Below are 25,198 nucleotides of genomic sequence, written 5' to 3'. Positions count from 1 at the left end.
GAAGGTGATCTTCCCGAATACTCTAGCCGATTCAGGCCGATTCCGTCCACCCAATCCGTATGGAGACGCGCGGGAGTTCCGCTGTTGCAAAAAACCCCCGGCGCTCAGGCAATCGAAACCACGATCTCAAGCACGCCGCATCACGACCTCTCATGCACGCCGCATCACCCGATGGTCGCCTTGACCTCCTCGCGACTGAACGCCTCCAACAGATCCCCTGTCTTCAGATCCGTGAACTTGTCCAGACTGATGCCACACTCCGTCCCTTCACGCACCTCGCGCACATCATCCTTGAAACGTTTCAAGGCGTGAATGGTCCCAACATACACGATCACTTCGTCGCGCAGCAAACGGATGTAATTGCTCTTTTGGATCAATCCATCCAGCACCATGCAACCGGCCACCAAACCCACCTTGGTGATGCGGAACACCTCGCGCACCTCGGCGCGTCCCAACGTCACCTCCTTGAGAATCGGCGACAACTTCCCTTCCATGGCGCTGGTGATGTCGTCCACCAGATCGTAAATCACCGAATAGAACCGCATATCCGCCTGCTCGCGCTTGGCCAGCTCGCGCGCCTTGGCATCGGCCCGCACGTTGAAACCCACCACCAACGCATGCGAGGCCACCGCCAACATCACGTCCGACTCGGTGATGCCACCCACGGCGGTGTGGATGATGTTGACGCGGATCTTCTCGTGGGTGATCTTGAGCAGCGCATCGGACACGGCCTCGAGAGAACCCTGCACATCGGCCTTGATCACCACCTTCACCTCTTCCATCTCGCCCTGCTTGATCTGGTCGAACAGATCGTCGAGCTTGGTGGTGGGGATCTGTTTGGCCAGCTCCAGCTCCTTGTTCTTGCGCATGCGGAACGCCGCGATCTCCTTGGCGCGCCGCTCGTCCGGAACGGTGATCAGATCATCCCCCGCCGACGGCACGCCCGACAGACCGATCACCTCCACCGGGGTGGCCGGCGGGGCCTCGGTGACGGAGTGCCCCTTGTCGTTGAGCAGACCGCGAATCTTGCCCCACTCCGAACCGACCACGAAGATGTCGCCAACCCGCAACACGCCGTTGGCCACCAGACAGGTCGCCACCGCGCCACGCCCCTTGTCGAGCTTGGCCTCGATGATGAACCCGCGGGCCTTCTTGCCGAAATTGGCGCGCAGATTGAGAACCTCGGCCTGGAGCAGGATCATCTCCTTCAAGCTCTCGATGCCGATTCCGGCCTTGGCCGACACCTGCAGATAGATCGTCTCTCCACCCCACGCCTCGGGAATCAGACCCTGATCGGAGAGCTGCTGCATCACCCGGTCCGGATTGGCGTTCGGACGGTCGATCTTGTTGATGGCCACGATGATCGGCACTTTGGCCGCCTTGGCGTGGTTGAGCGCCTCCACGGTCTGGGGCATCACACCGTCATCGGCGGCCACCACCAGCACCACGATGTCGGTCACCTTGGCGCCACGGGCACGCATGGCCGTGAAGGCCGCATGACCCGGTGTATCCAGGAAGGTGATCATCGCCCCATTCTCCATCAACACCTGATAGGCGCCGATGTGCTGGGTGATGCCACCGAACTCCCGCGCCGCGACATCGGTTTTGCGGATGGCGTCCAGAAGCGAGGTCTTGCCGTGATCGACATGACCCATGATGGTCACCACCGGGGCACGGATGGTGAGATCCTTGTCCAGATCGTTGCTGTCGGCCAGCTCGGCCTCGATGGCTGCGCCCTCGGAGATGGTCTTCGGACGGTGCCCCAGCTCCTCCACCACCAACACGGCGGTATCCTGGTCGAGCACCTGGTTGATGGTCACCATCATCCCCTGGGCCATGAGCCGCTTGATCACCTCGGAGGATTTGATCGCCATGCGGCTGGCCAACTCGCCCACCGTGATCACCTCGGGGATGATCACGTCACGCAGCACCGGCTGCGGAGCCGGCATGTCGAAACGACCCACAGCACCGCGACGCGCCATCGGCTTGGTCCCCATGAGAGGGGTCTTGCCACGCATGGGGAGTTGCTTTTCCTGCGGCAGGTTCGGAACCGTGACCTTCTTGCCACCCTTGCGCTTGCCCTTGCTCTTGAGGGTCTCGCGGGAGGCGCTATCGCCACTGCCACTGCCATCGCCACTGGTGGTGGTGTCGGCCTCGACCGCGCGCCGCTCGTCGATGAGCCGCTTCTGTTCGCGCAACTCGTTGAGCTGCGTGAGCCGCTTGGCCACCAGCAATTCGGTCTTTTTGCGCGCCAGATCCTCCCGTTGGGCTCGGGTCAGATTGCGATTCTCCTCACGGGGCGGCACCAGCGGCTTGGGCTCCTCGGCCACCATCTCCTCGGCGGAATCGGAAACCAGGGGCGCGACGGACGCAACCGGCGTGGCCGGACGCGGGGCCGTGGAACGGACCAACGTTTCGCGGGTGGCGGCGCGGGAAGCGGGCGGGGTGGCAGCCACATCCGGCTTGGTCGCGACAGGCTCGCGGGGCCGGACGGCCTCGATGCGCACCGTGGCGGCAAGGCCCGATGGCCTGATTTCGGATTTGGGTTTGTCCGCGGCGGGCTTGACCACCAGACGAGGCTCGACAACCGCTTCGGGCTCTGGTTTCACCGGCTCGGGGGTCGGCTCGGGGGTCGGCTCAGGGGTCGGTTCGACAACCGGCGCGACGACCGCCGCCGCGGCCTGCCGCTCGGCCTCCAGACGACGCTCGGTCTCCTCGCGCTCACGGGCGGCGCATCGTTCCGCCTCTTGTCGTTCGGCCTCCAGACGGCGCCGTGCGGCCTCCAGACGTTCCTGTTCCGCCTGTTCGCGCGCCAACCGTTCCTGCTGCTCCTGCTTCTCCTGGAACGACTGCCGTTCCGCCGGGGTCATCGGCGTCAGAATCTGATGCTTGCGGTCCTTGCCCGGATCCGTCGCGGAGGCGACCGAAGAGGATGCCGCGCCCATGCGCGCATTCTCCTTGAGTTGCGCCTCCTCGCGCACCACATCCAGGCCATCGACCTCATCGCCCGAACCCTTGACGAAGGTGCGCTTCTTGCGAACCTCCACCACCACGCTCTTGCTGCGGCCATGGGAGAAGTTCTGCTTGATGGAGCCCCCTTCCACCGTTTTGCGCAGCACAATGCGGCGCGGGGCCTTCAAGGTCAACCGCGAACCATCGCCATCGCCATCGTTGTCATTCAAGTCGCTCAACCGAACCTTCTCCACCAGTGCGATGCCCATCGGCATCGTCGTTTAAACGTCTCAACCCGGCCACTTCGCGCGCCTTGCCGTGCCGGGGGGAACAACCCCAAACCCACCCCATCATCCCACATCCGCGCGCGTAAAACTCCTTCGTAAGCACCAGCATGCCGTCGCGTTCATGGGCCATCATCCCGCATCCGCGCGCGTAAAACTCCACCATCGGGCGGCGTCGGCACGAATCCGCGCACCAACACCCGAATGCAACACCGCGATCACCACCACCGTCCGACCGGACCACAAGGCCCCCAATCGTTCGGTTCCCGGAACCCGGACGATCTCGATCCCCCCGTGCGGGGCGCCCAACGGCTCCAGCCGTTCGCGCAGACCCACGGCATCCTCGGCCATGAGGATCAGCGGACGGGCCCCGCGCCGGATCCACTCCTCGCACTCGCGCAGTCCCACCCGACACCCGCCGGTACGCCGCGCCAGTCCGATGCCGTCCAACAAACGCCGCTCCAGTGCCCCGGCCAGACGTGTCAGCACGACATCCACCTCGTCGCGACCCATTTTATGCCGGGTCATGAGCGCCGTCACCCGTTTTCGATCCGGCAGCACATGAATGCCGCGTCCAGGCAGGGAGGAGGACACATCCTCGACCAGACGACCGCCCGGATCGATCACGAAACGCAACAACTGCTCCTTGGGACGCCGGTTGCGGCTGATCGCGCAACGCCGCCAGGGGGAGTCGCGCGCCTCCCGACCGATCGGTCGCGAGCCCGTCACGCCCTCGCCGACCCCAGCGGCCTCCGTCGCCTCCACGCGCGGCGTTCCGACGTTCGGAGCCTCGCGCCCGCTCCCGGCCCGCGACACCTCGGCCCGACTCCCGGCCCGCGACACCTCGGCCTGACCGCTCCCAGCCCGACTCCCGGCCCGCGACACCTCGGCCCGACCGCTCCCGGCCCGACCGGCGTCGTTCGAACGCTCCCGACTCTCCTTTTCAGCCGACCGGTGACGCGGCTTCTCCCGTTTCCGGGGGGGGCTCGCGTTCCGATCCGCGCGATCCGGGGCGGTCACCTCACTCCTCGAACCAGCCCGCCAGCTCGCGCGCCTGCAGGATCACCCGTTCCACATCCTTGCGGCTCAGGCCATTGCCGACCATATCCAACAACTCGTCCGTGGAGAGATCGGCCAGATCGTCCAGCTGGGTAATCCCCTTCTCGGCCACGGCGATCACCATGGTATCGGTCAGGCCACGCAGCTGGGAGATGCGCGGATCGACCGACAAGGCCGCCTTGCGCTCTTCGTTCTCCAAGGCCGAGTGCAGCAGCTGATCCCGGGCGCGGGTACGCAGTTCGCGGGCGATCTCCTCGTCGAAGCCGTCGATGCCGGCCAGCTCCTCGAGGGGCACGTAGGCCACCTCCTCCAGGGTGGTGAACCCCTCCTGAACCAGCGAGGTGGCCACTTCTTCGTCGAGATCGAGCCGTTCCATGAACTCGCGGGCAATCGCTCCGAACTCCTCGACGCGGCTTTCCGCCTCTTCGCGCTCGGTGATGATGTCGATCTTCCAGCCGGTCAGCTCCGAGGCCAGACGGACGTTCTGGCCGCGCCGTCCGATGGCCAGCGACAGCTGATCCTCGTCCACGATCACCTTGATGCGGCTTTCGTCCTCGTCCATCACCACCTTCATCACCTCGGCGGGCGCCAGGGCGTTGCAGACGAAGACCGCCGGATCCGACGACCATTCGATGATGTCGATGCGTTCGCCCTGCAGTTCGGTCACCACCCCCTGGACACGGGAGCCGCGGATGCCGACGCAGGCGCCGACCGGATCGACATGGGCGTCGTTGGAGCGCACCGCGATCTTGCTGCGGAAGCCCGGATCCCGCGCCACGGCGCGGATCTCGACGATGCCGTCGTAGATCTCCGGCACCTCCATCTCGAAGAGTTTGGGCACCATCTCCGGCGCGGTGCGGGAGAGGATGATCTGCGGACCGCGCTGCACGTCGCGCACTTCGTGGATGTAGGCACGGATGCGGTCGCCGGGACGGTAGTGCTCCCGAAACAGTTGATGCTCGTGGGGCAGGAAGGCGGCGGCGCGTCCCAGATCCACGTAGATGTTGTTGCGTTCCACCCGCTTGACCAGACCGTTGACCAGGGTGCCCTTGCGATCGATGTATTCGCGGTAAACGCTGTCGCGTTCGGCCTCGCGCACCTTCTGGACGATCACCTGCTTGGCGGTTTGGGCGGCGATGCGCCCGAATTCGATCGGCGGCAGGGGTTCGGCGAGAAAATCGCCCACTTTGGCGGTTGGATTGAGTTTCTGCGCCTCGGAGAGCAACATGTGGGTATCCGGACCCTCGTAGCCCGGCGCATCCTCGTTCTCGACCACCTCGCGGAGTTGATTGAGTTTGAACTCGCCGGACTTGCCCTCGAAGGTCACCTGGATGTTCTTGTGGGCGCCGTACTTGCGTTTGGAGGCGGTACGGATGGCATCTTCCATGGCCTCGATGACGATGTCACGAGGAATGCCCTTTTCCCTGGCCAGTTGTTCGGCGATCTGTACGATTTCAACACTCATGAATGACACCCGGTGCTATGGCTGATATTTTCGATGGGAGGAGAATCCCCTCACCCCCCACCAGTGGAGTTCCCTTCGGGAGTTCCACGGTTAAACTCAAAATCCAGATGGGCCTTGGCGATCAGGCGGAAGGGGATGCGCTGCCGGGCATCACCCACGTCGATCAGCACGTCATCCTCTTCCATGCCTTGCAGCGTGCCCTTGACCATCTTCCGGTTGGCGCCCGCCACCGGCTTGCGACCCGGCCCTTTTTCCGTGGCGACCGGTGGGAGCTCGGGGGTCACCTCTCCTGGCGCCACAACGGCATGGATCACGGCCAGACGCCCCTTGAAGCGGCTGAACTCCTCGCGTCGTTTCAGGGGTCGGGTCAAGCCCGGCGAGGAGATCTCCAGGCGGTGACGGCCTGGAATGAGGTCGTGAAGATCCATCAGCCCTGACAGCCGTTCGCTGACCGCCTCGCAATCGGCGATGCGCAGGCCACCCTCCGGGCGGTCGAGAAAAACGCGAATCAGGCGTCCCCCGGTCTCGGAGTGCAGCTCCACGCCGACCAGTTCGCACCCCTCGGCGACGGCAGCCTCGCTGGCCAGTTTTTCCAGCTGCTCGGCCAGGGTAAGCCGGATCGGTTGAATTTCGGAAGATTCGGTCAAACCACGCCAACCTTTGTCTGGACGATCGAAAGCCTTGTTCGGACTTGATGGCTCGGATGGCTTGCTTAAAACCGTGCGATTCACCAGCCCGAGAAACCAAAAAAGCCGGCATAGCCGACTTTTCCCACTCCATCCGCGAATCAGTCGAGGGAACTATAGCCCCTTTCCACCTAAAAGCCAAGGATAACCGAAAATTTTCTCCCCGGCAAGTACCTTGCGCGTGATAAAACTTCCTATCCTCCCGTTTCGGGAATCCGTTCCCGTCCGCGTGGCGTTTCCTGGTCCGCTGCCTGCGGGAAAGGCTCCATGATCCTTGGATTTCAACGCGGATGGAGCAGGCGCTTCCTCACGATCTCCACGAATCCACCCAACTCCGGGGTGACATCCACATCCCCACGCCCAAAACGCACGCACGCCATAACCGCGCGAAGCCCGCTTTCCCACCATTGAAATCAGACGCGAAGGGCCTATACTCTTCTCAAGGATGCCCGCCAGACGTGGGCACTCCCTTCATGAATAAAATAATCATTCTGGTTCCAAGGAGGAGAACATGCCCGCCATTCGTCCCATTGGCTTCATTCAAGGTCTGGTCCTGGCCCTCACCCTGCTGATCGGCACGGCCCACGCCAGCGATCCGCCGCAGGTTCCGACCACGCCACCCGCCGGGGTCAATCTGGTCGAGGCCGATGGGGTTCAGAAACTCCAGGCCGAGGGGGCGATCGTGGTCGATGCCCGCAAGGCCGCCGAGTTCGTCGATGGCAGTATCAAGGGGGCGATCTCCGTGCCCTACGATCCGGAGACCAGCGCCAAGGATGTCCAGTTCGACGCCACCAAGGACAAGTACGATCTGAGCAAAATGCCGGACAAGCAAAAAGCCTATGTGGTCTTCTGCAACGCCGCCAGCTGCTGGAAATCCTTCAAGCTGGTCACCGTCATGGCGCGGGAGGGCTACAAGAATCTCCACTGGTATCGCAACGGTTTCCCGGACTGGAAAGCCCGTCAGCTGCCGATCGAGTGACGCGCGGATCCACCCTGTCCAAAGCGTAACGATTCACGACCCCCACCATGGCAGGGGACGGGGGACCGCGAGTCCCCGGCGAGTCATTCGCCCTCTCCATGGCCCTGGCGGACAACGGAGAGAGCACATTGAGACCGCGCATTTGCACGATTTGTTCCGATCAACGCGCGCGAAAGGCAAACAAAGAGTCCCAAGGGCTTTGCCCTTGGATCCCACCAGGGGCCAATGGCCCCTGGACCCCGCCAAATGCAGGGGACCAGAATCGTAACCCCTTAAAGATAAGGTCTTGATCATGATCTATACCCATAAATCGCCCGCGCTGTTGATCATCGGCCTGCTCATCCTGCTGTGGGGCGGCCTGAACCATCTGGGCATGGTGGACACGCTGCAATCCTCGCTGCAACAGTCGGCCTTCAAGGATCACGTCTCGGTCAAGGAGAAGCACGAAGCCGAATCGCGCGTCGCCGCCGAACTGGCCCAGGCGCAGAAAAAACCCGCTCCGACCCTGCGCATGCCGAAATCCAAGTTCGATCAGGAAAAAGCGTTCCAGGCCAAACTCTCCTTCATCTTCGGCGGCTTTTTCACTCTGGCGGGTCTGTTCATCCTGGCCTGGAGCCCGAAACCCGGACATCTGGATTACATCGTCTCCACGATTCCAGGGGTGGGATTCATCATGATCATCGCCCTGATGGTCCGTTGGGGGCTTGACCCGCTCTTCGCCAACTGGGGCAAGGCGGTCAAGGATTCCGGCGCCCTCTCCTGGGACTTCGCCAAGATCTTCAACCTCAACTACGTGGTGCTGGGAATCCTGATCGGCATCTTCGTGGTCAACGTGCTGCGCATTCCCGCCTGGGCCGCCAACGGCGTGCGCCTGTCGCGCCTGTTCCTGAAAACCGGCGTGATCCTGCTGGGCACCCTCTATTCCGCCGCCGAACTGGCCCAGCTCGGCGCCTTGAGCGTGGTGTTGATCGGCATCTTCGTGCTGGGCTCGGTCGGCATCGTGCTCTTCATGGGGCGGCGCATGAAATCCAGCAACTCCATGACCGGTGTCCTCTCCGCGGGCATGGGGGTGTGCGGCGTCTCGGCCACCGTGGCCTCCGCGCCGGTGGTCCAGGCCAAGGCCGCCGAGATCGCCTACACCATCGGCACCATCCTGGCCTGGGGGGTGATGTGCATGTTCATCTTCCCCACCGTCGGCCATCTGTTCCACATGACGCCGGTTCAGTTCGGCGCCTGGGCCGGAACCGGCATCCTCAACTCTGCCCAGGTGGCGGGCGCCGCCCTTGCCTTCGATCCCGAGGGGATCGAAACCCTCAAGGTCGCCGAAATCTTCAACATCACCCGTGTCCTGTTCCTGCCGATCATCGTGCTGTGGCTGGCCGCCTGGTACGTCAAACACGAGGAGAGCGCCACCCAGGTGGATCTGGTGCATGTGCTGGTGAGCAAATTCCCGATCTTCGTGCTGGGATTCATCCTGATGTTCGCCTTGAGTTCCCTGGGCATCTTCGCGCCTGCGGACCATTATCAAGGAAAATTTTTCAGCGGCGACAAGATCAAGGAGGAGAAACTCCTCAAGCCCAAACAGGCCAGGCTCCTGGAGAGTGAACTCCCCAAGATGCGCACCCCGGAGGAGAAAAAGGCCCTCTCCGATCTCATCGCCAACCGCAAGCTCACCTCCCGTGATCAGGACAACCTTCTCAAGGCCGCGGCCAAGATCCCGCAACTGGACGGTGCCGCCCGGGGCGTTCTGGAGAACGCCAGCAAGGCCGCCTGGCACGACTCGCCGGTCATCAAGGCGTATCGCGACTGGATCGCCTGGTTGTTCGCGCTGGGTCTGATCGGACTCGGCATGCAGATCACCGGTCATGCCCTTCGTCAGGCTGGGGGCACGCCGCTGGTGATCGGATCGGTGGTGGGGTTGATCAAGGCGGTGGGTTCCTTGATCGTGGTCTTGCTTTTTGTCTCCAAAACCGTGTGAGGTGTCGGCATGGAACACCCTTCTTTTGATCGTGGTTCAGCGCTGTCGATCTTCAAGAGCGACCGTCTGGAGGATATCGCCGCGTTGGTGGCGGCTCTGGTGATTGCCGTGGGCGTGTTGCTGGTGATCGGACATGGGTGATGGCGGGACGCCCGCATCCACGCGATTGGATGCGGGCGTGGACCTGTTGTTGGCCCATCACGGCACGCCGGGGGCCCGACGTGCCGAGGCCTTGGCCGTGCGCATGGCGCTTCTGTTGCAGGCGCGCGTCACGCATCTGTTGGTGGTGCCGGCCTTTTGGGAAGGGATGATGGGGGACGACTGGTTGAACAACGCCGCCACGCGGGATGCGTTCGGCTCCTATCTGGAGAATCTCCTGTCCGAAGAGGCCCAGGTGGTGGTGGCTGGGGTTCGGGAGCGGTGTCTGGCTTCCGGGCTTGGTTATCGTGCGCTCTTGCGGCAGGGGGATGTGACCGAGGTCATGTTGCGCGTGGCCACGGAGATCAGTCCGACGATGATGGTGATCGGGCCGCGGCGACCTGGAGGGGTGCCGGGGTTTCGGGATCGGGTACGGATCGAGGGGTTGGCGCGGGGGCTTGAGGTACCGTTGCTGATCGCGCCGTGGGAGGGAAGCCGCGGGTAAACCGTTACGGGGTGGCCAAGGTCTCCGGTTCACATACGGAAAGCGGCGCCCCGAAGCGCCAGGCCCATTCAAAACCTCGGGGCCTTGCCCGGCCCCCCGCCAGCAGAACCCCTCCCATCACCCATCGACCTCACCCCACCATGGACCAACCACCTCCCCCATCCGACAACCGCAACTGGGTCACGGTCTCCATCCCGTGGCTCACCGCAACCGAACTGGCAGAGTTCATCGACACCAATCCCCGCCGCCTGTTCGGCCTGAACCCCACCCTGCGCCTGGATCGCTGGGAAGCCGACCCCAACCCGCTGCAACCGGAATGGCGCGCCCACCTGCACGCCTTCAACGAAGCCAACGACCAGCATACCACCTGCCAGATCACTTGCTCGGCAATACCGGATGGCTGGTTGCTAACCTACGATTCGGGTTGGAAAAGAGCACTGGAGATCACCCGGCGGGAACACGACGATCAGGGCTCGGCCCTGACCCTCACGGAACACTATCACCCCCTCCCCGACCAGCCCCCGGCACAAGAAGCCCGCGCCCGCGCGATCGACCCGAGCCTGATCCCATGGGGTCGCGCGGTACGGCGTCACCTGTTCTGGCACGCCCGCCTGGGGTGGATCCCTGTTTGTCGCTGGTATCTGGCGTGGTTGCCAGGATTGAAACCATCAACCAGACGCATCGTCCGGCTGCTGGTCTGGAGCGGAGTTCTGGAATGGCTGGTATTGACCCTGATGCTGGGCGGGATGGCACTCACTGGACTCTGACCATGCCATGCACCGTTGACGGAGACGGAGACGGAGACGGAAAAAGCCTCTCGCGGCTTAAGTTCGATCCGCTCCACGGAACGCCCGGGCCATCCGGCGCCGGAACAGGTCAAGCAGGCGTTGGCGATTCTGGAGCCAACGCCTGCCAAAAATGACGCCGTGAAGCTCCTCATCCATGCACAGGCCGGAGTGAGGCACACACAAGATGGATCATTTTGGATCACACCCCGGCACCCAACAAAAAACGGTTGGCTACAGATATAGCCAACCGTTTGATTTACATCTAAAAATGGTGGGCAGTATAGGATTTGAACCTATGACCCCTACCGTGTCAAGGTAGTGCTCTCCCCCTGAGCTAACCGCCCGTGCTGCGAATCCACATATACTAACCGGTTTTTCGGAGCCGGTCAACCCCTCCCAAACGGGTTGGCGCACGCACCCTTTGGCCGGATCGGGTCAGCCGTGGCTGTCGCTCTCCAGCATTGTCCGGTAGTCGTCCGCGGAGAGCATTCCGTTCACCGTATCGGGTTGATCCGGACGCAGACGGATCATCCATCCCTCGGCGTAGGGGGCCTCGTTGACCCGCTCAGGCGCGGATTCCAACTCCGAGTTGATCGCGCTCACCGTGCCGTTCACCGGCGCGAAGAGGTCGGAGACCGACTTGACCGACTCCACCACGCCGAACGGTTTGCCCTGCTCCAGACGGGTTCCGACCTTCGGCAACTCCACGAACACCACATCCCCCAAGGCGTGAGCCGCGTAGGCGGTGATGCCGACCTCCACTTCGGAGTCCAGAACACGCGCCCATTCGTGTTCCCGACTGTAACGCAAATCCCGTGGAATCTCTCCAATCTCTGACATGGCGTTCCATCCTCGTCATGGGTTCGAGTCGTATAACTTACAGGATGGGGGAAGACCCCCCTCACCCCCCGTACCATGGAGCTCCCTTTGGGAGTTCCAGTAAACTGGCATAATGGGGGCAAAAAAAACTCACCCCCGACCGTGGACCTCCCTGGCGGGCGTTCCACGCTAGAGAAGACAATTATGGTCCGATTCAGCGGCCAAAGGCAATCCTTGATTCGGAGCCGCGCCAAAAAACGCCAGACTCAGACATCCAGAAAACGCGACACCGAAAGAATCGCGCCCGCCAGACCCAGTATCGCCCCGATCAGCACGATCAGCAACAGCTGCGTCCAGGGCAGAAAGGCCCATTGCACGGTCATGCCGAAGCTCTGCCCGATCTCCAGAATCGCCCCGCGCGCGCCCAAATGGAGCGCGCTCGTGAACAACAGGGCGCCACACGCGCCCAGGATCCCCTGCAACAGCCCCTCGTAGATGAAAGGCGCCCGGATGAACGCATCGTCCGCGCCCAGGAAGCGCATGATCTCCATCTCGTCACGGCGGGCGATGATGGTGAGCTTGATCGTGTTGGAGACAATCAGTCCCACGGCCAGCAGCAACAAAAGCGAAATCGCGTTGCCCAGAAAACGGATCGCACGAATCAACGCGGCAAGACGTTCGGCCCACTGCTGGTCATGGGAGATCGACTCCACACCCGGCATGGCGCCGATCTCCTTGGCCAGGGATTCGGTCTGGGCGGGAACGGAACGGACCATGCGGAACTCCAGCGAATAGGGAAGGGGATTTTCATCCAGCTCATCGAGCAGGGCGCCCTCGTCGCCGAGCATGGTTTTGAGTCGTGTCACCGCCTCCTTGGGGGGGATGATGGTCATCTCCGCGACACCTGGGTGACCCTTGATCAGCTTGCCCACCTGGATCAGTTGCTCACGCTCCACCCCGCGACGCATGAACACCGTCACCAGATTGTCATCTTCCCAGTGGGTCAAGGCGAGGTTGGCGTTGACCAGCAACAACGAAAAGAGACCATGAATGGTCAAGGCCAGGGCAATGACCAGACTGGTGGTCCAGTGGGAGAGCGAGCGCTCGGCAAATGGACGCCACGCCTGTTTCATGGCACGCGCGTGGAAAATCCGCGCGAACAGGCCATATCCCCCTGGGGGCATCCGGGCCGGCGCGCCGGGGGGTGAGCCTGCGTCGCCGGAATGGGGAGAGGGCCGGATCATGCGGCATCCTCATCGGAAATGGGTTGCGGCGCGGTGTGCAACAGGGCGCCATCGCGCATGTCCAGGCGGGGATGGGCGAGTTCGGCGGCCAGATCCAGATCGTGCGTCGCCACCAGAACCGTGGTTCCCTGCCGATGCAGACCCTCGAACAGCGCCATGATGTGGCGTCCGATCTCCTTGTCGAGATTGCCGGTCGGCTCATCGGCGATCACCAGGGGTGGACGGTTCACCGTGGCGCGGGCGATGGCCAGGCGTTGTTGTTCACCGCCCGAGAGGGTGATGGGGTTTTGATGCATCCGTTCCAGCAGGCCGACATTCTGCAATGCCCGGCGCACCTGTCCGGGAATGCGTGCCGGCTCGTGACCGGCCACCTCCATGGCCAGGGCCACGTTGTCGAAGACCGACCGGTCGTAGAGAAGCTTGAAGTCCTGGAAGATCACCCCAATCCCGCGACGCAGCGCCGGCAGTTGACCGCGGGTCAGGCGTGCCACGTCGCGACCATCCACCAGCACCGATCCCTCCGAGGGGAACGCGGCCCGGTAGATCAGGCGCAGCACCGAACTCTTGCCAGCGCCCGAGTGACCGGTCAAAAAGTGAAACGATCCCCTGGGCAGACGGAAGGAGACCCGTTTCAAGGCTTCGTGACCGGTGGGATAGCGCAGCGTGACGTTGTGAAATTGGATCATGGCACCGTGAACACGATGGATTGGCAGTCATTTTTCATGGTATCGTTTCCCAGGTCGGATCACAAGTCCGTTTCGTTAAATCAAAGCTCTGGTTGTCCACGCAGACCGCCTCAAGCGGATGACTGGAGAGGTGGATCTCTGTTGTCACGCGCTCCCACACCTTGCGGACCGCCTCAAACGGGTGCCTGGAAAGGATTCTCATCCCATCCCGCGGGTTCAGGCGATATGTTGACCGGGTTGCGTTGTTTCGCACGCGAGAATTCCGTATAGTAGGATCGTGCTATTTTGTCTGGCGGCTTTCCGATCGTGGAGTCGAAACGTGATCGTTCAATGTGAAAGTTGTCGCGCGCAATTCGACGTCGATGACGAAATCCTGCGTCCTTCGGGACGCAAGCTGAAGTGTTCCCAGTGTCAGGCGGTCTTTTTTCAGCCGCCGCCCAAGAGTCGCGACGCCAAGGGCGAAACGGTACGCGGGTCGGATGCGCGCGCCGGCGAGGCCGTGCGCGGTGGTGAGACCACCCGGACTCCTGCCGGAGGCGTCGCCTCGAAGAGCGCGACAGACCACCAGACCGAACATTTCAGGCAGTTGCCCGCCGAGGAGTCGGCCCGCTTTTTTCAAGAGGGAGCCGAGCCCGGCGAAGCGGACCTGCCCGAACCGGAAGAGATCATCGAGGAAGAGGATATCAATCTGGATGCGTTTGGCGACATCCCGGTGATGGATGCCTTTGGTCCCTCCGACGCGGATGCCACCACCCGCGAGGCGCAACCGGTCGCCCAGGAGATCTCCGCGGACGAAGCCTTCGGTGGGTTGATGGGAGATCTCTCCGGCGACATGGAAGAGGAGTCGGCGCCTGCCCGGAGCGGTCTGATCGACACCTATCTGCAAGCCGAGCCGGAAGAGGAGCTGGAAGAGGAGCTGGAAGAGGAGGAGGCGTTACCGCCCCCTCCCCCGCCCCCGGTCGCTCCGGCGCGCGTCGCGTCACCGCCACCCCCTCCTCCGGTCGATGATGTGGATGATGACGCCGAAACCGTCGTCGGGTCGTTGGGGAGACTGGCCCTGGGCAAACCCACGGCCAGGGAGTTGGAACTTGCAAGACTGGCACGAGAAAAGCAAGCACCACCCCCACCACCACCCCCACCACCCCCACCGCCGCCACCGCCTCCGCCACCTCCACCGCCGCCACCCGCGCCGGTCAAGTCGGAGCCGAAAAAGGAGACTTTCGTGAAAGTGGAACCCAATCTGATCGATGATACCGTCGAGGAGGAGACGGTGGAGGAGCCCGTGTCCGGAGGGGGACCGGGCGCGCGTCGGCTCTGGTTCCTGTCGGTGTTTCTGTTGATCGCTCTTGGCGTGGGTCTGCTCGCCCAGACCGACTGGTGGACCTACAAGCGCTTCGATCTGTTCAGCGACTACCGTTTCCACTCTGCCCAGGGTGAGTGGCGTCGTTATCCGCATGGCATGGTGCTGCTGATCTCCGGTGAGATGGCCAACACCAGCCGTCTGGTCAAACATGTGCCGGCGATCCGGGTGGTGTTGCTGGATGCCGAGGGCAAGGAGTTGACCTCGGCCTTGGGGTACGTGGGTCGGGTGGTGGATGACAAATCCCTGGACGAGAGCAGCGAGGCGGCCTTGCGCACCATGGCCGGCCTGCAAAGCGAGGAGAAGCGTCTGAAGGTCAGCAAAATGATGCCAGGCCAGACCGCCGCCTATCAGATTCTGTTCGTCAAGCCGCCGCCGGAGAGCGTCCGTTTCCGTTTGCAGCTGCTGTTGCCCGATGGCAAGGGGATGATCACCAGGGAAAAGACCCTGCCGGACAAGGAAAGGGCCGCGCCGAACGACAAGAAATCATGATGAATCCCGCATTGGACCCGGCCACGGGGTGATCGTCATCCCGTGACCGTGCCGAGTCGTCTTCATCCTGGATCCGTGATTCCTGTCGGCCCCTCCTTCCGTTGATTGCCCGTGAATCCCGCCATACGGAGTCTGGCCCCTCGCGAGGCCGTCACCAAACCGGCTCGATCCCCATGTCATCCCCGCAACAGTGGGGATCTTCGCTCCACGGCCCCCATGACCACCGCATCGATCACACCCTCCCAAACATCCCGAAACACCCACCCGATCACCGCCCGCCGTCTGGCCGCCCTGGCGGTGCAACGGGTCTGCCGCGATGGCCTGGCCCTGCGCCTCGACGAATCGCAACTCTCCCAACTTCCACCCCGCGATCGCCACTTCGCCCTGGAGATCGCCGCCGGCACCCTGCGCAACCTCAGTCTGCTCGACGCCATCCTGAACCTTTGCCTCACCCGCCCCCTGGCAGCCAACAAACACCTGACCCGAGCGGTCCTGCGCACCGCGCTCTATCAAATCCACTTCCTGCGCGTGCCACCCCATGCCGCCATCGACGAAGCGGTCACCCTGATCAAAACCTCCCCGGATCGCCCCCTGGCCGGCTTCACCAATGCCGTTCTGCGCGCGGCGACACAAGTTGATCCACAGGCGATCCCAACCTCCCGGACCGATCCGCTGAACCAACTGGCGACCGAATTCTCCCATCCCACCTGGCTGGTATCCCGCTGGCTGGCAAACGCAGGCGAGACCACCACCCGCGCACGCCTGGCGGCCAATCAACACCCCGGGCCACTCACGTTGCGCGTCAACACCCTGGCAACCGACCGACAGAGCCTGCTGGCCGCTCTCGGCGCACACGGCAGACCCCATCCCCACGCGCCCGAAGGGGTGATCGTGACGGAAGCCCCGGCGATCGAGGCTCTGCCCGGCTACGCGCAAGGGTGGTTTCTGGTGCAGGATGGCGCCGCCCAATGGCCGGCCCGACTGCTCGATCCCCGCCCGGACGAGGCGATTCTGGACCTCTGCGCCGCGCCAGGAGGAAAAACCGCCCATCTGGCCGCCCTGACGCAAAACCGGGCACGGATCTGCGCGGTCGATGCGCACGCGGGACGGTTGCGGACCCTGCGGGAGAATCTGACCCGGTTGGGGGTTGACGGGGTGGAGATCATCACCGGGGATGCCGCGGAGACGACGCTTCTGGAAGGACGGCGGTTTCACAAGATTCTCGCGGATCTGCCCTGCTCGGCGACCGGGGTGATCCGGCGTCATCCGGAGATCCGCTGGCGCCGCCAGGCCGGAGATCCGGCTGCCATGGCCGAAACGCAGAAGCGGATCCTGGAGGCGTGTGCCGCACGACTGCTTCCGGGCGGGCTGCTGGTCTACGCGGTCTGCTCCCTGGAACCGGAAGAGGGAAGCGAACAGATCGAGGCCTTTCTGACGCGCCATCCCGACTGGCAACGCGTGCCGATCCCGCCCGACACCCCCGATCTGCCCGCCTCGGCCCTGATGCCTGAAGGGGATCTTCGTTTCGAGCCGGCCCTGCACGACATGGACGGCTTTTTCATCGCCCGCCTGCAGCGCGAACAGGCTTGGTCAGCGGATGACAGAACGGATTGATCCGCTTATCTTTTGTATATCTGACGATCCGTTGCTTTGAAACACTCAACCCGCGATCGGGTACCTCCGCAGCTCACGCCGCAGATGCGACCAATCCGGCAGCACGGCGGCGACGCGCTCCCAGAAGGCCGGAGAATGGTTCATCTCGAAGCGGTGACAGAGTTCGTGCACCAGCACGTAATCCACCAGCCGGACAGGCAGACGCATCAGGCGCCAGTTGAGATTGATGGCGCCGCGACTCGAGCAACTCCCCCAGCGACCGGTCTGACCGCGAATCGTCACCGTCCGCCAGGTGACCCCCATGCGGGTGGCCCAGTGGGCCAGCCGTTCCGGCAGGTATTCCGCGGCGCGACGGCGATACCACCGCTCCAGGGCCAGCTCCAGCCCATCCGCAGAGAGCGGAACGGGAAGCCACAGTTCGTCTCCCACCCGTCGGGCGCGGGTGATCCCCTCTCCGGCGACGCGCAAGACCAGGCGCTCATCGAGCAGCGGGATCAGAACGCCGTCGGCCAGCACCGGACGGGTCGGGGGGTGCGATCGGCAGCGCGCCAGCTGTTCGGTCAACCAGGCCGCCTGATCGCGCAGAAACCGCTCCACCGTGGCCTGACTCATGTGCATCGGCGCCCGCGCCTCGATCGCCCCTTCCGCCGTGACGCGCAGCGCCAACCGCTTGCGCAGCGGATGGCGAACCAGCGCATAGTGTACGGTCAGCTCCGGCAGTCGCACCTGAGCGGTTGTTTGGCACCTGCCAAACAGCCGACGCGGGCCATTCATGGCCCGCCAGATTGCGCAGCAATGCGCGAATCGATTTTTTCGATTCGTGCAGGACCTTTGGTGATTCCATGTATGGAATCACCAAACAGCCGCTGATGGATGGTCGTGGTCATTTTTTTCCTCGTGGCACTTTCTCAAGCGGGAGCGAACCGCTATAGTACCCGCCACATCCGGATACGTCATCCGGATAATCCTGGCGATCCGAACCTTTGGGAAACAAACATGGAAACCGGTTACTTTGGCGACTTCGGCGGTGCCTTCATCCCGGAGATCCTCCACGAGACCTTTCGCCGCCTCACCGCGGCCTATGAGGAGGCGCGCGCCGATCCGGCGTTCTGGAACAGCTACGTCCGCCTGATGGAGAACTACTCCGGACGCCCCACCCCCTTGACCTTCGCGGAAAACCTCTCGGCCCGATACGGTCGCCGGGTCTACATCAAGCGCGAGGATCTCAACCAGACCGGCGCCCACAAAGCCAACAACGTCATGGGTCAGGGGCTGCTGGTCAAACGCATGGGCAAGCGGCGGGTCATCGCCGAAACCGGCGCCGGACAACATGGCATGGCCACCGCCACCATGGCCGCGCGCATGGGATACGAATGCGTGATCTACATGGGGGCCGAGGATGTGGAACGACAGCGTTCCAACGTCTTCTGGATGGAACGGCTCGGCGCGCGGGTGGTTCCGGTCCATTCCGGTTCCAAAACCCTCAAGGACGCGGTCAACGAGGCGATGCGCGACTGGGTGGCCAGCATGGACGACACCCACTATCTGCTCGGCACCGCCTGTGGCGCTCATCCGTTTCCGGCCATGGTCTCCTGGTTCCAGTCGATCATCGGCACCGAGGCCAAGGCGCAGATCCTGGCCGCCGAAGGGCGTCTGCCCACCCATGTGTATGCCTGCGTGGGAGGTGGTTCCAATGCCATGGGGATCTTCCAGGGGTTTCTCGACCATCCGGAGGTAAATCTGGTGGGGGTCGAGGCGGGCGGTCTGGGGGTCGAAACCGGTCGCCATGCCGCGCGGTTGGCCTCGGGATCCGGCACCGTCGGCATGGCGCAGGGATACAAGACCTTCTTTCTCCAGAACGGCGACGGCCAGATGCTCGACACCCACTCCGTGGCCGCGGGGTTGGATTATGTCGGGGTGTCGCCGATCCTGGCCCATTTGCATCAGACCGGTCGGGTGCGTTTCGAGGCGGCCACCGACCGCGAGGTGGTTGCCGCGTTGCAGGAGTTGATGCGTGCCGAGGGATTGATCCCGGCACTTGAATCCAGCCATGCCGTGGCCCAGGCGTTGAAGGAGCTGCCCACGCTCCCCGAGGATGCGATCGTGATCATCAATCTCTCCGGACGGGGTGACAAGGACATCTTCACCATTGCCGATGCCCTGGATGATCCGGGTTGGCGGCATTTCATCCGCCAGAAAGCGGCGCAATACGCAGCCAGAGAGGCCTGAGGGGGGCAATGCCTCCGTGTTGAATCAGGGCGCTTGCCGGGCTGGTGGCGATCGTGAGGCGCTACGCTACATCGCCCCATAATCCGGACCGCTTCCCCCCTCGGGCGGTGTCCAGACAAGGGTATCCAACGGATCCTTGATGTCGCAGCACTTGCAGTGCAGACACCGTTCCGCACGGATGCGCGTCACGGTCCGTTCCACCTCGGGCGGGCACCTCGCCTCGTAGACCCCGGCGGGACAATAACGGGTTTCGGGATTGGCGAAGCGCGTTCGCCCCGCGTTCGCGAGCCGCTCCGGATCCTGCACCCGCAGATGGCATGGCTGATCGTGACGATGACGGATGGCACTCAAGGCGAGCGCCGTGGAACGGTCGAGGATCCAGGGCGCCGGCGCGGGCATGGTCGGGGGGGATCGATCTGGCGTCACCTCCTGCAAGCGGGCCCGATCGGCGATGGACCAGCGCCAGCTCCAGGGAGAGCGGCCCCGGCTGAACCGTTCCCAGGCGGCGTTGACCAGTCCGGGGAGCCAACCGGCACGAAATCCCGGTCGCACGTTGCGCACCTCCTTGAGTCTTGCCATCCAGGCCGATGCCTCGACCCGATCCGGATAGCCGCGCAGTCCGGCGGCGGTAAAATCCCCGGTTTCAAAGGCCGCGATCACCCCTTCCGCGGCGGCCACCCCGGATCGGATGGCGTTGCCGATCCCCTTGAGGCGGGCGGCATCCAAAAATCCCGCCGCATCCCCGATCAGCACCCCCCCATCGAACTCCAGACGCGGCAGACACTGCCACCCTCCCTCCACCAGCGCGCGGGCGCCGAAGGCGAGCGGTTGGCCTCGGACGAGCCGGGCGCGGATGCGCGGATGGTTTTTCCACTGCTGGAAGGCCACGAACGGGTCGAACCAGGGATCCCGGTAGTCCAACCCGACCACCCAACCGATGGCCAGCCGTCCGGGTGCGACCGGATAGAGGAACCCGCCGCCGTGTTGGGATCCGGCCAGTGGCCAGCCGAGGGTATGCACCACCCCCGCGACGGTCCGATCGGTCGGGATCTCCCAGAGCTCCTTGAAACCCAGACCATGGGTCTGGGGCGGGCGACCGCGCTTGAGGTCGAGTTTCCGGATCGCCTGTCCGGTCAGATGCCCCCGGCACCCCTCGGCCAGGATGGTGACCGGGGCGTGCATCGCCAGGCCGGGCTCGAAGCCGGGTCCGGGTTCGCCCCGGCCATTCACCCCCTGATCGCCGGTCCGGATGCCGAGCAGACGCTCCCCCTCCCACAGCAACTCCCGGGCGGCGAATCCGGGATAGATCTCCACCCCGGCCTGTTCCGCCAGGCCAGCCAGCCAGCGGCAGAAGCTCCCCAGGGCGAGCATGCGACAGCCGCGATGGGACCAGCCGTGCGGCAGGGGGATGGCGTGGTGGCGTGTCAGATGGAGCAGGGTTTCGTGGATGACCTCCGGTCCCAGGGGTGCGGTGGCGATCTCCTCGGGGCTCAACAGAGGGAGGAGGTCGTGGGGGTCGAGGAGGGCGCCGGAGAGCAGATGCGCGCCGATGCGGGCTGACTTCTCCAAAAGCGCGATGGTGAGATCAGGGTGATGTCGTTTCAGGTGCAGCGCGGCGGCCAGGCCCGCCGGACCGGCGCCGACGATCAGCACATCGTGGGAGGATTCGGTCATGGAGGACGGTGCGCGGCGGCGGTTTACGGGTGCTGGAGGCCTGGGGCGTGCGAAGTTGCCGGCTCAGGTGCGGAGGCAGGGCCTTCGAGGTGTCACGAATCCGAACGGATCGGGGCATGGAGTCCAGGGACCATGGGCCCTTGATCCCATCCGTCGGGCATCACGCGACCCCCTGTCTCAAACCACGAAAGAAGGCCCCCACCGCCTCGGCGCCCTGTTCGGCATGAATCCGCATCGCCGCCGTGCCCACCACCGCGATCTCCGCCTGTCCACACAAGGCCGCCACGTCGGCGGGCGTGCCGACCCCGAAACCCACCGCCAACGGCACCCCGGTCACCTGACGACAGCGGGAGAGGAATTGGGTCAGATCCGCATTGAAATCGGTATGCGCGCCGGTGACCCCCTTGCGCGCCACGCAGTAACAGAATCCGCGCGCCAGGCCGCCGATATACCCCAACCGCTCGTCCGTCGAGGTGGGGGTGAACAGCTGCACCCAGTCCAGGCCCATCTCCGCGCACAGCCCCATCGGTTCCCCCGCCACCTGGGGCGGCCAGTCGGGAATGATCAACCCGCGCATCCCCATTTCGGCGGCGGCGCGCATGAACCGTTCCACCCCGTAGGCCATGAGAATGTTGGCATAGGTCATGATCAGAAAAGCCACGCCCGGATGACGCCGAACCATTTCACGGGCGAACGCCAGACCATCGGCGACGCGAAAGCCGGCGTCCAGGGAGAGCTGATTGGCCTGGGCGATCACCGGACCATCGGCGATCGGCTCGGAAAAGGGGATCTGCAACTCCATCAACTCGACACCCGCCCCGGCCATGGCATCGATCACGCGCCGGTTCTCGTCCAGGGAGGGATGACCCAGCACCAGATGGGACATGAGCAGAATCGGCGCCTCTCCGAGCGCTTGGCGCTCGGCCAGACGATGACGGATAAACGGTTCCAAGGACATGCGTGGCAACTCCCGACAACGGTGAACCCAAAACCACGAACCCTGTTGAATCGAAATCCGGGTCCAGGATGTTCCTCATGCAGCCATTATGAACCCAATCGAGATCCCGCTCAACGGGCGGCCCGCCACACCGCGCGGATGTGCCGCGCGGCGTCGATTCCAGCGGCTCCTGTCGCAGCGTTCATTTTTCACCTGACAACACCTGATCGAAATAGTCGATCGTCCTCCGCAACCCCTCGTCCAGAACCACCGTTGGCTGCCAGTCCAACCGCTCCCGGGCCAACCCGATGTCCGGTTGACGCTGCCTGGGATCGTCGGTGGGCAACGGCGCGAACACGATCGACGATCGGGAACCGGTCAGCTCCACCACCTTGCTCGCCAACTCCAACATCGTGAATTCGCCGGGATTGCCGAGATTCACCGGCCCGAGAAAGTCGTCCCCGGAACACATCAGCCGCAAAAAACCCTCCACCATGTCATCGACATAGCAGAACGAACGCGTCTGCGTGCCATCTCCGTACACCGTGATCGGATCCCCGCGCAGCGCCTGCACCACGAAATTCGAGACCACCCGACCATCGTTGGGATGCATGCGCGGACCATAGGTATTGAAGATCCGCGCCACCTTGATGCGCAACCGATGCTGACGATGATAGTCGAAAAACAACGTCTCCGCGCAACGTTTGCCCTCGTCGTAACAGGATCGTGGTCCGATGGGATTCACATGGCCCCAGTAATCCTCTCGTTGCGGATGAACCTGTGGATCCCCATACACCTCGCTCGTCGATGCCTGCATGATCTTGGCCCGTACCCGCTTGGCCAGACCCAGCATGTTGATCGCCCCATGCACGCTCGTCTTGGTGGTTTGCACGGGATCGAATTGATAATGGATCGGCGAGGCCGGACAAGCCAGATTGAAAATCTCGTCCACCTCGACATACAGCGGGAAGGTTACATCGTGACGCAGCAATTCAAAAAAGGGATGATCCAATAGAGCGAGAATATTCCTTTTGTTGCCGGTAAAAAAATTGTCCACGCACAATACATCCGCACCCTCGATCAGAAGATGCTCACACAAATGCGATCCGAGAAAACCCGCACCGCCGGTTACCAATACCCTTTTTCCGGAAAATCTGCTCATTTCAGCTCCCCAGTCACGAAAACCTCATACCCTGAAAAACCAATCCAGACCCCTTGTGAATCAAGAAAAAAACCTCTGCACCCCGATCAGACGATTGGAATGATCAATAGGGATCATGAATAAAAAAATCCTTGAAAAACAAATAAGAAAAAAAATCAAATTTTCCCTTGAACTCCTCGTCCATTCGAGGCAGAATGCCGTTTGCCTGACGGGGAGACCTGTTAACGCATCCTTGAGATCGCCAGACAGCCGCTCTTCCCGCAACCACTGACAATCGTTAAAAAATGGTCGCTCCCCAAGTGGCAAAATCACAAACCCATCGTCAAGCATGCCATGGGAATCGCCTCTTGGCTAGCTGAAAAATCTTGCAAACCCAAAAACCAGTAACACCAAAGAACACAAAATGAACGTCTTAACTCATCGAGGAACCGCCATGACCTACAATGAAGCCGTTGTCGCGGCCCGCGAGAATGCTGCCAAAACCCGGAAAAGCTGGTATATCCTCTCCGATGGACGCGAAAACTACAAAATCCGCGACCACCACGCCGGTCTGACCGGCAAGATCGGCCAGGAAAGCCGGGATTTCCAGATCACGGCAGTGGTGCATCCGGTCTGGCAGGAGTAATCGCCCGGTCGATCACCCGGTTTTGAGTTCAGGGCGTCATTCAGCTCTTGAGCCGAAACGCCCATCCATCCCGGTCGGTCATGCGACCGGGATGAGCGTCCACACGCCACCTCACGCTTCAATCCCTCTCCCGCGCCACCCTCCGATCCCTCCGCCTGACGACACGAAAGCGTTGCCACCACCACGCATGCCGGCCCCCTCCCCTCGCGGGAGTCCAACGGCAAGGGCCGGGGGAAAATTTCACGCACATCCCTTCCCAAGCGCGCCCGGCTGGCTCATAATCCGCGCTGCGACCTGACAGGGCATGACCTGGGGAGAACCGCTCTCCGGTCCCATCCTCGGCACTCCACGCGGGGGCGGACCACGGCGGAAATCAGCTCCTTGCGCATGCTCTGGCCGGTCCCGGCCCCACTCGATCGACCGCACGGATGCAGACATCACATGGCTGGAACCCCGAACAAAACCCCATACAAGAATCTCAGCCCGGAGGTGATCCTCCAGGCCACGGAACGGCTTGGAGCGCGTTGCGATGGCCGGTTGCTGGCGCTCAACAGCTTCGAGAACCGGGTCTATCAGGTCGGTCTGGAAGGGGGTGGCGCCCTGGTGGTGAAATTCTACCGCAAGGGTCGCTGGAGTCGCGAAGCCATCCTCGAAGAGCATCACTTCACCCGCCAGTTGGCGGACCTGGAAATCCCGGTGGTATCTCCCCTGCCCGATTCCGGGGATGCAACCCTGCACACCTGGCGGGGGTTTCGTTATGCGCTCTATCCGAGCCGTGGAGGTCGCGCGCCGGATCTGGAAAACCTCGACCATCTCGAACGGTTGGGCCTGGCCCTGGGACGGATTCACGCCCTGGGCGCAACCCGTTCCTTCGTGGCCCGCCCCACGCTGGATGTGGAGAGTTTCGGCGAGGAGCCGCATCGCTTCCTGATGGCCTCGAAATTCATTCCGTTGGATTTGCGCGCCACCTACGACGCCTTGATCAAAGAGTTGTTGCAGCGCATCCGCCGTTGTTTCTCGCTGGCCGGCGAGGTGCGTCTGATCCGCCTGCATGGGGATTGTCACTCCGGCAACATTCTCTGGACCGAACATGGACCATTGTTCGTGGATTTCGACGATGCACGCATGGGACCGGCCATCCAGGATCTCTGGATGTGTCTGTCGGGTGATCGGAATGAGCAGGGTACCCAATTGGCCGCCCTGTTGCGGGGCTATCGGAAGTTTCACGATTTCAACCCGCGCGAGGTGCATCTGATCGAGGCCTTGCGCACGTTGCGGATGATCCACTACGCCGCCTGGATTGCCCGGCGGTGGGATGACCCGGCGTTTCCGCGCGCCTTTCCCTGGTTCGACGCCCCGCGTTACTGGGACAATCACATTCTTTCGTTGCGGGAGCAGGTACTGCTCATGCAGGAGCCACCCTTGGAGTGGAATCCGATGGCGTATCGGGGCGATTACTGAGGCGGGGCCCTGGTGTCACTTGCATGATGAGGGGAGCCCCCCTCACCCCCCCGTGCCACGG

General features: G+C 63.1%; 21 protein-coding genes and 1 tRNA gene. 10 read left to right on the top strand and 12 right to left on the bottom strand.

The window, feature by feature from the left end; translation table 11 throughout:
- Positions 1-164: 164 nt before the first annotated feature.
- From infB to ACOY6C_RS00325, 4 genes are all read right to left on the bottom strand, one after another.
- Positions 165-3,221: a translation initiation factor IF-2 gene (gene infB, locus ACOY6C_RS00340; protein WP_420903484.1), complete on the bottom strand. Its 3,057-nt coding sequence runs from the start codon at positions 3,219-3,221 to the stop codon at positions 165-167.
- A gap of 147 nt (positions 3,222-3,368) precedes the next feature.
- Positions 3,369-4,256: a DUF448 domain-containing protein gene (locus ACOY6C_RS00335; RefSeq protein ID WP_420903483.1), complete on the bottom strand. Its 888-nt coding sequence runs from the start codon at positions 4,254-4,256 to the stop codon at positions 3,369-3,371.
- 1 nt (position 4,257) lies between these two features.
- The gene (nusA, locus tag ACOY6C_RS00330; protein WP_420903482.1) at positions 4,258-5,760 is read right to left on the bottom strand and encodes a transcription termination factor NusA; all 1,503 of its coding nucleotides are present in this window, start codon (positions 5,758-5,760) and stop codon (positions 4,258-4,260) included.
- 50 nt (positions 5,761-5,810) lie between these two features.
- Positions 5,811-6,407: a ribosome maturation factor RimP gene (locus ACOY6C_RS00325; RefSeq protein ID WP_420903481.1), complete on the bottom strand. Its 597-nt coding sequence runs from the start codon at positions 6,405-6,407 to the stop codon at positions 5,811-5,813.
- A gap of 550 nt (positions 6,408-6,957) precedes the next feature.
- Between ACOY6C_RS00325 and ACOY6C_RS00320 the strand changes: the two genes are divergently transcribed.
- The 5 genes from ACOY6C_RS00320 (at position 6,958) to ACOY6C_RS00300 (ending at position 10,813) form a co-directional block, all read left to right on the top strand.
- Positions 6,958-7,425, top strand: a complete 468-nt coding sequence (locus ACOY6C_RS00320; RefSeq protein ID WP_420903480.1) for a rhodanese-like domain-containing protein — start codon at positions 6,958-6,960, stop codon at positions 7,423-7,425.
- A gap of 292 nt (positions 7,426-7,717) precedes the next feature.
- The gene (locus ACOY6C_RS00315) at positions 7,718-9,403 is read left to right on the top strand and encodes a YeiH family protein (protein WP_420903479.1); all 1,686 of its coding nucleotides are present in this window, start codon (positions 7,718-7,720) and stop codon (positions 9,401-9,403) included.
- A gap of 9 nt (positions 9,404-9,412) precedes the next feature.
- Positions 9,413-9,544 (top strand): hypothetical protein, encoded by a 132-nt coding sequence (locus ACOY6C_RS00310; protein ID WP_420903478.1) that lies wholly within the window; start codon positions 9,413-9,415, stop codon positions 9,542-9,544.
- Between the two features lie 37 nt (positions 9,545-9,581).
- A complete protein-coding gene (locus ACOY6C_RS00305; RefSeq protein ID WP_420903477.1) occupies positions 9,582-10,046 on the top strand; it encodes a universal stress protein in 465 nt (154 codons plus the stop codon).
- Between the two features lie 140 nt (positions 10,047-10,186).
- Entirely contained in the window at positions 10,187-10,813 is a 627-nt protein-coding gene (locus ACOY6C_RS00300; RefSeq protein WP_420903476.1) for a hypothetical protein, read from the top strand.
- A 290-nt stretch (positions 10,814-11,103) separates the two neighbouring features.
- Here the strand turns inward: ACOY6C_RS00300 and ACOY6C_RS00295 are convergent.
- The 4 genes from ACOY6C_RS00295 to ftsE all read right to left on the bottom strand — a co-directional run bounded on the left by ACOY6C_RS00295 (position 11,104) and on the right by ftsE (position 13,583).
- A tRNA-Val gene (locus ACOY6C_RS00295) sits at positions 11,104-11,178 on the bottom strand.
- A gap of 91 nt (positions 11,179-11,269) precedes the next feature.
- A complete protein-coding gene (gcvH, locus tag ACOY6C_RS00290; RefSeq protein ID WP_420903475.1) occupies positions 11,270-11,674 on the bottom strand; it encodes a glycine cleavage system protein GcvH in 405 nt (134 codons plus the stop codon).
- A 245-nt stretch (positions 11,675-11,919) separates the two neighbouring features.
- Positions 11,920-12,897: a permease-like cell division protein FtsX gene (gene ftsX / locus ACOY6C_RS00285; RefSeq protein ID WP_420903474.1), complete on the bottom strand. Its 978-nt coding sequence runs from the start codon at positions 12,895-12,897 to the stop codon at positions 11,920-11,922.
- Positions 12,894-13,583 (bottom strand): cell division ATP-binding protein FtsE, encoded by a 690-nt coding sequence (gene ftsE / locus ACOY6C_RS00280; RefSeq protein WP_420903473.1) that lies wholly within the window; start codon positions 13,581-13,583, stop codon positions 12,894-12,896. The genes ftsX and ftsE overlap by 4 nt, the downstream gene beginning before the upstream one ends.
- Before the next feature lie 319 nt (positions 13,584-13,902).
- Between ftsE and ACOY6C_RS00275 the strand changes: the two genes are divergently transcribed.
- Both ACOY6C_RS00275 and rsmB read left to right on the top strand, forming a co-directional pair.
- Entirely contained in the window at positions 13,903-15,435 is a 1,533-nt protein-coding gene (locus tag ACOY6C_RS00275; RefSeq protein ID WP_420903472.1) for a zinc-ribbon domain-containing protein, read from the top strand.
- Between the two features lie 216 nt (positions 15,436-15,651).
- Entirely contained in the window at positions 15,652-17,049 is a 1,398-nt protein-coding gene (gene rsmB, locus ACOY6C_RS00270; protein WP_420903471.1) for a 16S rRNA (cytosine(967)-C(5))-methyltransferase RsmB, read from the top strand.
- Positions 17,050-17,094: 45 nt separating this feature from the next.
- On the opposite strand, the gene ACOY6C_RS00265 is transcribed toward rsmB, so the two are convergent.
- A complete protein-coding gene (locus ACOY6C_RS00265; RefSeq protein ID WP_420903470.1) occupies positions 17,095-17,823 on the bottom strand; it encodes a M48 family metallopeptidase in 729 nt (242 codons plus the stop codon).
- Between the two features lie 222 nt (positions 17,824-18,045).
- Between ACOY6C_RS00265 and trpB the strand changes: the two genes are divergently transcribed.
- The gene (gene trpB / locus ACOY6C_RS00260) at positions 18,046-19,278 is read left to right on the top strand and encodes a tryptophan synthase subunit beta (RefSeq protein WP_420903469.1); all 1,233 of its coding nucleotides are present in this window, start codon (positions 18,046-18,048) and stop codon (positions 19,276-19,278) included.
- A gap of 66 nt (positions 19,279-19,344) precedes the next feature.
- Here trpB and ACOY6C_RS00255 read toward each other — a convergent pair whose 3' ends face one another.
- The 3 genes from ACOY6C_RS00255 to ACOY6C_RS00245 form a co-directional block, all read right to left on the bottom strand.
- Positions 19,345-20,952 (bottom strand): electron transfer flavoprotein-ubiquinone oxidoreductase, encoded by a 1,608-nt coding sequence (locus ACOY6C_RS00255; protein ID WP_420903468.1) that lies wholly within the window; start codon positions 20,950-20,952, stop codon positions 19,345-19,347.
- 160 nt (positions 20,953-21,112) lie between these two features.
- Positions 21,113-21,910, bottom strand: a complete 798-nt coding sequence (gene trpA / locus ACOY6C_RS00250) for a tryptophan synthase subunit alpha (RefSeq protein WP_420903467.1) — start codon at positions 21,908-21,910, stop codon at positions 21,113-21,115.
- 181 nt (positions 21,911-22,091) lie between these two features.
- Positions 22,092-23,051 carry a UDP-glucuronic acid decarboxylase family protein gene (locus ACOY6C_RS00245; RefSeq protein WP_420903466.1) on the bottom strand — a complete coding sequence of 320 codons (960 nt, stop codon included), beginning with the start codon at positions 23,049-23,051 and terminating at the stop codon, positions 22,092-22,094.
- 433 nt (positions 23,052-23,484) lie between these two features.
- Between ACOY6C_RS00245 and ACOY6C_RS00240 the strand changes: the two genes are divergently transcribed.
- Complete coding sequence (locus ACOY6C_RS00240; protein ID WP_420903465.1) at positions 23,485-23,676, top strand: hypothetical protein; 192 nt, start codon at positions 23,485-23,487, stop codon at positions 23,674-23,676.
- A 441-nt stretch (positions 23,677-24,117) separates the two neighbouring features.
- Positions 24,118-25,137, top strand: a complete 1,020-nt coding sequence (locus ACOY6C_RS00235) for a serine/threonine protein kinase (RefSeq protein WP_420903464.1) — start codon at positions 24,118-24,120, stop codon at positions 25,135-25,137.
- The last annotated feature ends 61 nt before the right edge of the window (positions 25,138-25,198 follow it).

The sequence above is a fragment of the Candidatus Magnetaquiglobus chichijimensis genome, assembly GCF_045865675.1.
Taxonomy (GTDB): domain Bacteria; phylum Pseudomonadota; class Magnetococcia; order Magnetococcales; family Magnetaquicoccaceae; genus Magnetaquiglobus; species Magnetaquiglobus chichijimensis.
The sequence above is the reverse complement of the archived record's forward strand: the minus strand, read 5'-3'. Positions and strand labels throughout refer to the sequence as shown.